This is a genomic window from Halomonas sp. AOP13-D3-9, from assembly GCF_052379125.1.
GTDB lineage: Bacteria > Pseudomonadota > Gammaproteobacteria > Pseudomonadales > Halomonadaceae > Vreelandella.
In genome coordinates, this window is the sequence record NZ_JBQSYH010000036.1 from 1 (window position 1) to 9,565 (window position 9,565).

Consider the following 9,565-nt stretch of genomic DNA (forward strand, 5'->3'; position numbering starts at 1 on the left):
GTATGTGGGCCTGGAAGGCCGCGTGATAGGCATGACCACCTACGGCGAATCCGCCCCGGCGGGGGATCTGTTCAAGCACTTCGGCTTTACCGTCGAGAATGTGGTCAAGCAAGCCAACGAACTACTCGGCTAAGCCATGCCCGCGCTCAGTGGCTTTCTATGGCTGATTAGCTACTGGCTGATCGGTGAAGTGGTGATCCACTTCACCGGTCTGCCGATCTCGTCAGGCGTGATCGGCATGCTGCTGCTCTGCGCAACGCTCGCTGTGCGTGGTCGTGTCCCGAGCAGTATTGCCGCAGCCGCCCAGCCGCTCATTGCACTACTGGCCATGCTGATTATGCCCGGCGTTGTGGGGGTGTTTTTCATCATCGGTGAGCTGGCTGGCCAGTGGAGCGCCATTCTTATTGCCTTAGTGGTGGGCACGTTACTCAGCGTGACGACGACGCTTTGGCTGCTCAAACGCCTCATCGGGCAGCCCCATGCACGCTAATACACCGCTACTCGAACTGCTAACCACTACCCCGCTATTTGCGGTGGGCTTAACGCTCGCCGCTTATTTGCTGGGTAGTGGTCTATTCCAACGTTTAAAGCGCCCTGCTTGGCTACCCGCAATTTTGATTGCGGCGCTGCTGCTGGCGGGGGCGTTAGCGCTGATAGGGCTGCCCTACGCCACCTACCAGCAGGGTGCCACTTGGCTAACGGTGCTATTGGGGCCCGCCACGGTGGCGCTGGGGATGCCGCTTTACCAACAGTTGCCCCGCATCGTTGAGCTATGGCGACCTTTGGCGATTTGTTTACCCATCGCCGCTACATTGGCGGCTTGCTACTCGCTGGTCATTGCTTGGTTACTGGGCAGTACGGATACCATACTCGCTTCCATTGCCGCCAAATCGGTGACCGCACCTATCGCTATTGGCATTACCGAGCAGTTGGGCGGCACCACCGCACTACTGTTGGGCGCACTGCTGGTGACCGGAGTGATAACGATTCCCTGTGTCAGCCTCGCTGCGCGTTGGCTGCATATTGAGGATGATCGCTTGATCGGTTTTGCCCTGGGGCTTAACGGTCATGCCATTGGTACGGTAAGAGCGTTTGAGATCAGCCCCACGGCTGGCGCTTTCGCGTCACTGGGCATGAGCCTCACGGGTATTTTCACCGCGGTACTGCTACCACTTGCCTGGCGATTGCTAGGCATGGCCAGCTGATAGGCGTACGTAGCCGATAACAGTCACCCGCTGAAATGCGTTATCATCGCAACGAGTTCTAGCCTATTTCGATCATTGTCGATTCACTTTTAAGAGCCACCCTTCTGCATGGCTAATTCAGCTTCCAGCTATCGCATCGCCATTAACGGTTACGGGCGCATTGGCCAATGCGTGCTGCGGGCGCTCGTTGAGCGATACCACCCCGAACTTGAAGTGGTCGCCATTAATGAGTTGTCTGACCTTGCGACGATCACTTACCTAACCCGTTACGACACTACTCATGGTCGCTTTCCCGGTGACGTCGATAATGACGGCCAGGCCCTTATCGTCAACGGCCAGCGCATCCAGGTACTCTGCGAACAGGATCCAAGCAAGCTGCCCTGGAAGGCACTTAATGTGGATCTGGTACTGGAGTGTTCAGGAAGCTTTAAAGATCGCGCCACCGCTGAGCTACACCTGGAGGCTGGCGCTAAGCGGCTACTGTTTTCCCAGCCAGCGGAAAACGATGTCGATGCCACCATTGTGTGGGGCATTAATGAGGACAAGCTAGCGCTGTCCCAGCGCGTTCTCTCTGCCGCTTCCTGTACTACCAACTGCCTTGTGCCGCTGCTGACCGTTCTGGATGAAGCTCTCGGTCTTGAACATGGTGTCACCACGACGATTCATTCGGCGATGAACGACCAGCCAGTGATCGATGCCTATCACCAGACCGACCTGCGCCTTACCCGCTCAGCGATGCACTCCATAGTGCCAGTGGATACCGGTCTGGCGCTCGGCATTAGCCGCTTGATGCCCCATCTTGCAGGCCGCTTTGAGTGCCTACACGTACGCGTACCGACTATCAATGTCTCTGCCATGGACGTAGCGCTCACGGTTAGCCGCGACACCCACCGGGACGATGTGAATGCGCTGCTGCTGGCTGCCAGTCAGCAGCGTTTAAAGGGCGTGCTTGGCTATACTGAAGCCCCTATGGCATCGGTTGATTTTAATCACGACCCGCGTTCAGGCATTCTGGACGCTACCCAAACCCGGGTGGCTGGCAAGCGCCTTATCAAACTGCTGTGCTGGTTTGATAACGAGTGGGGGTTCGCTAACCGGATGCTCGATATTAGCCAGCGACTGGCCAGCCTTTCGGCACAGACGTAACCTGTTTGCATTAGCTGTTTATATTGAGTTCAACGGCCTAAACACGAGGAAACCGCTCACATGAACGTGAAGAAGATGACTGACCTTCCCTTGGAAGGACAACGCGTGCTGATCCGTGAAGACTTGAATGTGCCCATCAAACATGGCCGCGTTTCCAGCGACGCCCGCCTGCGGGCCGCGCTGCCGACGATTCAGGCAGCCGTGAAGGCTGGGGCCAAAGTGATGTTGATGAGCCACTTGGGCCGTCCCACCGAAGGCGAACCCGCCGAGGAGTTTTCCCTCGCGCCGGTGGCGGAACACTTAGGTGAGCTATTAGGCCGCCCAGTACCGCTGGTCAAAGCCTATCTCGGTGAAACAGTTGGCGAGCCCCTTGAGCTTGCCAACGGCGACGTGGTGCTGCTGGAAAACGTGCGCTTTAATAGCGGCGAGAAAAAAGACGATGAACAGCTGGCAAAACAGTACGCCGCGCTGTGCGATATCTTTGTGATGGATGCGTTTGGCACCGCCCACCGCGCCCAAGCCTCCACCCACGGTGTGGCACGTTTTGCCCCTAGCGCTTGCGCGGGGCCTTTGCTTGCCCAGGAGCTGGATGCGCTTGAAAAAGCACTGGCGCATCCGGCCCGGCCCATGGTCGCCATCGTCGGTGGCTCGAAGGTCTCTACCAAGCTGGATGTACTCACCGCGCTGGCGGAAAAATGCGATCAACTGATTGTCGGCGGCGGTATCGCCAACACCTTTATTGCCGCCGCGGGCTACAATGTCGGCAAATCACTCCATGAGGCCGATTTGGTGGGCCAGGCGAAAGCGCTGATGGAGAAGGTCTCAATTCCACTCCCGACCGATGTGGTCGTCGCCACCGAATTTTCTGAATCGGCCAAAGCGGTGGTCAAGCCCGTGGATCAAGTGGCTGACAACGAGATGATTTTGGATATCGGCCCAGATACCGCCGCTCATTTAGCGAGCATGCTCAAAGACGCTGGCACCATCCTGTGGAACGGTCCCGTTGGTGTCTTTGAAATCGATCAGTTTGGTAAAGGCACCCAGGTGATCGCCCAAGCCATCGCCGATAGCGCGGGCTTTTCTATTGCCGGTGGCGGCGATACCCTAGCGGCCATTGATAAATACGCCATAGCGGATCGCGTCTCGTACATTTCCACCGGCGGCGGCGCCTTTCTTGAGTATGTCGAAGGCAAGCAGTTGCCAGCCGTGGCAGCACTCGAAGCAGCGGCCAAACGCAGCTAACATAAAGCAACTTGAACCTGGGCGCTTATGGTGCTCGTTCAGATAACCCAATTGACAACGCAAACAGGTAAGATAATTTTATGGCTCTGATCAGCATGCGCCAAATGCTCGACCACGCCGCCGAATACGGTTACGGCATTCCGGCGTTCAACGTCAATAACCTTGAGCAAATGCGCGCCATTATGGAAGCCGCTGATGCCACTGACTCGCCCGTCATCGTGCAAGCCTCTGCGGGCGCGCGCAAGTATGCGGGTGCGCCTTTCCTGCGCCATCTGATTTTGGCAGCTGTCGAAGAGTTTCCGCATATCCCTGTGGTGATGCATCAGGATCACGGCACCAGCCCTGCGGTCTGCCAGCGCTCTATTCAGCTCGGCTTCTCCTCGGTCATGATGGATGGCTCGCTGGGCGAAGATGGTAAAACGCCCACCGACTACGACTATAACGTCAATGTTACCCGCCGCGCGGTGGAAATGGCGCACGCCTGCGGCGTTTCCGTCGAAGGCGAGCTGGGCTGCCTGGGCAGCCTGGAAACCGGCATGGCCGGCGAAGAAGACGGTATTGGCGCGGAAGGCAAGCTGGATATGGAGCAGCTGCTAACGGACCCGGAAGAAGCCGCTGAATTTGTTAAAGCGACCCACGTAGACGCGCTGGCGATTGCCATTGGCACTAGCCACGGTGCTTACAAATTCACCCAGCCACCCACCGGTGACACGCTGTCTATTCAGCGTATTAAAGAGATCCACGCACGGATTCCAGATACACACCTGGTCATGCACGGCTCCTCCTCTGTGCCCCAGGAGTGGCTCGAAGTGATCAACCAGTACGGCGGCGAGATCCCTGAAACGTACGGCGTTCCCGTCGAAGAGATCGTTGAGGGTATCAAGCACGGCGTGCGCAAGGTCAACATTGATACCGACCTGCGCTTAGCCTCTACCGGGGCAGTGCGTCGCTTCCTGGCGGAGAACCCGTCTGAATTCGATCCGCGTAAGTTCTTGAAAGAGACCGTTACCGCCATGCGTGATCTGTGTATCGCTCGCTACGAAGCCTTTGGTACGGCGGGCAACGCCAGTAAGATTAAGCCCATCAGCCTGGAAGAGATGTTCCTGCGCTATGAGCGTGGCGAACTGGCGCCTAAGGTAAAATAAACGGGTAGCTGATACGCCTCAAAAAAAGACGACCCGAGGGTCGTCTTTTTTTTTGGCCGCTCTTTTTAAATAACGCAGGTTATGGCTAATAAAATATATGTTGCAATGCAGCATTTATACCCTAACACTGGTGACGAGGCCACGACGTTTCGTGTTCCAGCAAGGAAGGAGGCCACAACACTTATGAAATCGACGACTCCCCTGTCCCTAATGCCCACTACTCCAGTAGCAATGTTCGATATATGGAAAGTCGGCATCATGGCCTTCGAGTTATGGTCAACGTCTCTGTCGACGATCACTATGCGGCATCATTTATGGCAAACACAGCCGTTTTTCAGTCCTAAAATGATCCAAGAAAATCAACGCATGGTGACTGAAAAACTTGAGGCCAGCATGGAAGCTGGCCTCGTTATGCAAAAAGCGCTGTTCAATTCAATGAGCGGGCAGCAAGCCCCCTGGTGGGTTACCAGCCAGCGCACGATGAAACCCTACCATCAGCGTAGTAGCGCTAACTCGCGGCGACTCGCCAAGTAGCGCTGGGGCACTGACGCTACTCATTATCGTCGGTGCCCTCTTCATCATCCTCACTATTCTCTTCTTCGCTGCTATGGATAGCATCGTCAGGACTCCCCGTGCCGCCCGTGCCAGCCTCTGGGTTACGCTCTTCACTCTTGCCAGGCTCTAGCTCTACATTAGCTTCACCCGCGCTGGTGGCGACTTCTTCGCCTTTCTCCTCCTCTTCCTCTTCTGCGGAGGCGCGCGCTTGCTCATCGGCGCCGTCGGCATCGCTAGACGATGCCTCTTCCTCGCGTTTTACCGACCCCGCTTTAATGCCGTACTCCGCTTCTAGTGCCTCATCATCCAGAGGCTCGTGCTGTTCGCCCTCTGCGTCATGATTATCAGCAAGCACATAGCCAGTCGTCGTTAGCAACGCAGCGCTGAGTGCAAAGGGTAGAAACCAAGGGGCTAGTCGCATTGGGTTTTCTCCATGTTGTGGTTTAACAATAGTGTATCCCTACTATCTCTTCAGCGCAGCTTGGCCGTTTCTAACGCTAGCGCTACAGCGTGTCCTGAAGCCTAAATGACATACACCAGCGGCCGCCAAAATGAGCGTAGCTGTTTAAGCTGGCTCAAGAGTAACGTGCAAGCAAGCAAAAAATTACAAAACAGTGTTCACAAATGGCGTAAAATCCCGTTCAATAGCAGTATGGATGGCTTCAACTAACACTGGCAGCGCTTGAGCCGCTGCAAGGAACATGCAATGCCGCTCCCACTTTTGCTGTTTGACTGTGATGGCACCCTCGTCGATAGCGAACCGCTACTTGCCGAAGAGATGGCCGCCGGACTGAATTCAGTAGGCCTGCCTTTCGCTGTTACTGATTATCTTGGCGAATTTCGTGGAGCGCGCTTTCGACGTATCGTTGCTGAACTGCAACAACGCCATGGTGACGTTGATCCTGTCCAGCTTGAGCACATGGAAATCTCTATGCGGGCCAATTTAGCTACACGGCTTGCTCAGGAGTTAACGACGATACCTGGCGCCCACGAAGCGCTGGATATTTTGGCCGCTTATCCCAGTGCCGTGGTGTCTAATGGACCTGAAAGCAAAATTCGCACAGCTTTAGAGGCGACAGGCCTTAGTCACTATTTTGGCAAACGCTTTTTCAGTGGCTATACCGCCAATTGCTGGAAGCCCGAACCCTGTTTACATTTACACGCAGCGAGTATCATGGGCTATTCAGCGCGTGACTGCATTGCTATAGACGATGCCTTGGTCGGTGTACGTGCGGCGCTTCAAGCGGGAATGACGGTGATTCACTTAAACCGTTTTCCTGATGCCGAGACAACGCCCGAGAACGCTATCATGATCAGCAATATGTATCAGTTGCCTGCCGTGGTGGAGCGGCTCACGCGTGAGTATTGGCAAACCCCTGTGCCTCAACATTCAATGGGAGGATAGTAATGCCCTCTTTACGTGACCAGCTCGGTGGGCTGGTTTACTCCACCGAACATGGCAAAACCTGCCCCACCTGCCGGGAACCACTTGATGCCTGCCAATGCGATGAGCTGAGCGAACAGCAGCGACTGGCGGCACTGGATGGCGTGGTGCGCATTCGCCGTGAAACGAGTGGTCGAAAAGGCAAGGGCGTTACCACCGTGAGTGGCATTCCCCTGCCGAGCGAAGAGCTTAAAACCTTGGCCAAAACGCTTAAAAAGCGCTGCGGAACGGGGGGAGCCGTTAAAGAGGGTATTATTGAAATTCAAGGCGACCACCGCGACACCCTGCATCAAGCGTTAAGCGCACTCGGCTACCAGGTTAAACTCGCTGGAGGTTAGGCCTCTACACCACCCTGACTTACCTGCGGGTAAGTCGCTATAAAGCAAGGCACTGCAATGGCTTGGCTGGAATACGTGCTACCCCTGATTTTTCTATTCCCCATGGCGGCAATGGCCAGTATTGTCCTTGCGTTGCGCAGTCTGCACGATGCCCGCGTCCACTCCCCCTTCAATGCTCCGCTTCATGAACCGGGCCAAGCACTGCGCTACCGCCTTGACCAAGCGTTTTCCAGCCTATTCTTAAACGCCGCATTAGGTCCCATTATCAGCCTCGCCCCGCTTGTTTACGGAATGGGGCGCATGCTGTTTGTTGACAAGCAGGACTGGGTCGAGTGGGCACTGTATGGCCTACTCAGCACCTTACTTGTGCTGACATTTTCCTTGCTGCTGGTCCGCGACTATCAGCGTATCCGGCGGCTCAAACTAGGTTTAGCCTGCGAGCTTGCTGTTGGCCAAGAGCTGGAACGCCTAGTCCGCCCTGATGCGCACCCTTACTATGTGTTTCATGATGTGCCCACCGATAGTTTCACGATTGATCACGTGGTAGTCACCCCCCATGGGGTATTTGTGGTCGAGACGCGGGCAAGAACACACGCCATCGGCACCGATGGTAATGAGCTCAACACTGTAGCGGTGGAGCGTGAGCGGTTACGCTTTCCGCACTGGCAAGAGCGTCGCCCGTTGCATAAAACACGCCAAGGGGTTAGCTGGCTGGCTCACTGGCTTGAGCGACGCTGTGGCGTGTCCGTACCCGTACGGGGCGTATTGGTGCTGCCGGGCTGGACAATAGATAATAGCGAAGCCGCCGCGGATATTCTGGTGGTAAGCGGTGATACTCTTGCCAAGCAGTTAACCGAGCTAACGCCAGGGCCACTCAGTGACGCCACCCATGACAAGGTTATTAACGTTCTGCTTGAGCGCGCTCAGTTGATGGAATTGAAGCACCTGAGCCAACCTTCCGTATAAGTGCCCTGCGCTCAATCCCCACGCAGTCGACCGCCCATTTCCTGGGCCAGATCCACCGCATAGTGGTCTGTCATACCACCGATAAAGTCCAGCATTCGCCGATAGCTATCGTAGAGCGACCATGAAGGCAGCGGCGTATTTTCACCAATCAGGGCCAGTACACGCTGGTGTTTAAACGATGAGTGCCCGGTGTGATGAAGTTCATGAGCCGCACCGATAAAGGCCTCCAGCAAAATGCCCAGCGTTGTATAGGCGCCAATCTCGAGCTTTGCCTTACGCTCATTCTGGAAAATGCGCTCTCGAGCCAACTGCTTCGCCGCCTGCACGCCCCATCCCAGGTCAGGGTGACACAGCTCCAACAGATCCTCACTGAGTGTGCCGCTCAGCAGGGCCTGCTCGTGCTGCACAAACACCGTGCCAACATCATTGACCGCCCGCTCCATCGCAGCCCCTCGCAGCAGCGCAATGCGACGCCGCTGGGACACGTTACGGGCTTGCATATCGGCATACTCGGGCGGAAACTCTCCGGCAACTTGGCGCAGTATTTCGACAACCTCTTCATAGCGCAGGATGCCCATCTCCAACCCATCCTCCAGATCTAGCAGGGCATAGCAGATATCATCTGCTGCCTCGACTAGCCACGCCAGGGGATGGCGGCACCAGCGCTGCTCGCCTTGGGGCAACAACCCGACTGCTTCAGCCACCTCTTTGAGCAGCACCTGCTCTGACTGATAGGCACCAAACTTGCCCGCTCGACCACCATAACGAACCGTCCAAGGGTATTTAAGTAATGCACCCAGGGTGGCCGCAGAAAGCCGCATACCGCCATTAAACTGGTTATATTCGATCTGGGTAATCACCCGAAAACCCTGGGCGTTGCCTTCATAGGTCAACAGATCTTCGCGCTCAGCGTCTGAAAGGCCTTCTAACAGGCCACTGCTTTGAGCGCGCTGAAACCAATCACGGATTGCATACTCTCCCGCATGGCCAAAAGGGGGATTCCCGATGTCATGTCCCAGGCACGCCGTTTGGACAATGACGCCAAGGTCAGCAGGCGTAATCCATTCAGGCAGGCGATCGCGCAGCAACTCCCCCACAATCATGCCCAAGGAGCGGCCTACACAGCCAACCTCCAGCGAGTGAGTTAGGCGCGTATGAATATGATCGTTTTCGGTTAGCGGATGCACCTGGGTCTTGCGCCCTAGGCGTCTAAATGACCCTGAGAAAACAATACGGTCGTGATCTTTATGAAACGGGCTACGACCGATTTCACGGGTACTTGTTGAGCGTTGGTCGTGAAGACGACGTGGGGAAAGTAACTGTTCCCAGCGCATCTGAGTCATGGGCGTTCCTCCTGGAGGAGTGCATTCTGACATAAAATGCCGGAAAACCGCACGTTAGTGTGAATGGTGAAGAGTGAGGAGTGAGGTGTGAGGTGTGAGGTGTGAGGTGTGAGGTGTGAGGTGTGAGGTGTGAGGTGTGAGGTGTTGAAGTCTACCCCTCACTCCTCACTATTTACCCCTT

The 9,565-nt window shown here is 55.8% G+C and carries 12 protein-coding genes; 10 read left to right on the forward strand and 2 right to left on the reverse strand.

What is annotated here, in order from left to right; all coding sequences use genetic code 11:
* The 7 genes from ACT3UM_RS23875 to ACT3UM_RS23905 all read left to right on the forward strand — a co-directional run.
* The coding region (locus tag ACT3UM_RS23875; protein ID WP_498902508.1) for a transketolase-like TK C-terminal-containing protein at positions 1-133 on the forward strand (133 nt) is incomplete at its 5' end.
* A 3-nt stretch (positions 134-136) separates the two neighbouring features.
* Complete coding sequence (locus ACT3UM_RS23880; protein ID WP_035576428.1) at positions 137-490, forward strand: CidA/LrgA family protein; 354 nt, start codon at positions 137-139, stop codon at positions 488-490.
* Positions 480-1,205 (forward strand): LrgB family protein, encoded by a 726-nt coding sequence (locus tag ACT3UM_RS23885; protein WP_498902496.1) that lies wholly within the window; start codon positions 480-482, stop codon positions 1,203-1,205. Before ACT3UM_RS23880 ends, ACT3UM_RS23885 begins: the two co-directional genes overlap by 11 nt.
* Positions 1,206-1,313: 108 nt before the next feature.
* The gene (locus tag ACT3UM_RS23890; RefSeq protein ID WP_498902497.1) at positions 1,314-2,351 is read left to right on the forward strand and encodes a type I glyceraldehyde-3-phosphate dehydrogenase; all 1,038 of its coding nucleotides are present in this window, start codon (positions 1,314-1,316) and stop codon (positions 2,349-2,351) included.
* Between the two features lie 60 nt (positions 2,352-2,411).
* Positions 2,412-3,593 carry a phosphoglycerate kinase gene (locus tag ACT3UM_RS23895; protein WP_498902498.1) on the forward strand — a complete coding sequence of 394 codons (1,182 nt, stop codon included), beginning with the start codon at positions 2,412-2,414 and terminating at the stop codon, positions 3,591-3,593.
* An 80-nt stretch (positions 3,594-3,673) separates the two neighbouring features.
* Positions 3,674-4,738 carry a class II fructose-bisphosphate aldolase gene (fba, locus tag ACT3UM_RS23900; RefSeq protein ID WP_498902499.1) on the forward strand — a complete coding sequence of 355 codons (1,065 nt, stop codon included), beginning with the start codon at positions 3,674-3,676 and terminating at the stop codon, positions 4,736-4,738.
* Between the two features lie 183 nt (positions 4,739-4,921).
* A complete protein-coding gene (locus ACT3UM_RS23905) occupies positions 4,922-5,272 on the forward strand; it encodes a hypothetical protein (RefSeq protein WP_498902500.1) in 351 nt (116 codons plus the stop codon).
* A 16-nt stretch (positions 5,273-5,288) separates the two neighbouring features.
* On the opposite strand, the gene ACT3UM_RS23910 is transcribed toward ACT3UM_RS23905, so the two are convergent.
* Complete coding sequence (locus tag ACT3UM_RS23910; RefSeq protein ID WP_498902502.1) at positions 5,289-5,714, reverse strand: hypothetical protein; 426 nt, start codon at positions 5,712-5,714, stop codon at positions 5,289-5,291.
* A 285-nt stretch (positions 5,715-5,999) separates the two neighbouring features.
* On the opposite strand from ACT3UM_RS23910, the gene ACT3UM_RS23915 reads away from it, so the two are divergent.
* From ACT3UM_RS23915 to ACT3UM_RS23925, 3 genes are read left to right on the forward strand one after another with little or no spacing between them, the layout of a single operon-like run.
* A complete protein-coding gene (locus tag ACT3UM_RS23915; RefSeq protein ID WP_035576421.1) occupies positions 6,000-6,698 on the forward strand; it encodes an HAD-IA family hydrolase in 699 nt (232 codons plus the stop codon).
* A 2-nt stretch (positions 6,699-6,700) separates the two neighbouring features.
* Positions 6,701-7,075 carry a translation initiation factor Sui1 gene (locus ACT3UM_RS23920; protein ID WP_498902503.1) on the forward strand — a complete coding sequence of 125 codons (375 nt, stop codon included), beginning with the start codon at positions 6,701-6,703 and terminating at the stop codon, positions 7,073-7,075.
* A 57-nt stretch (positions 7,076-7,132) separates the two neighbouring features.
* Positions 7,133-8,041: a nuclease-related domain-containing protein gene (locus ACT3UM_RS23925; RefSeq protein ID WP_498902505.1), complete on the forward strand. Its 909-nt coding sequence runs from the start codon at positions 7,133-7,135 to the stop codon at positions 8,039-8,041.
* Between the two features lie 11 nt (positions 8,042-8,052).
* Here ACT3UM_RS23925 and ACT3UM_RS23930 read toward each other — a convergent pair whose 3' ends face one another.
* The gene (locus ACT3UM_RS23930; protein WP_498902507.1) at positions 8,053-9,384 is read right to left on the reverse strand and encodes a deoxyguanosinetriphosphate triphosphohydrolase; all 1,332 of its coding nucleotides are present in this window, start codon (positions 9,382-9,384) and stop codon (positions 8,053-8,055) included.
* Between the last annotated feature and the right edge of the window lie 181 nt (positions 9,385-9,565).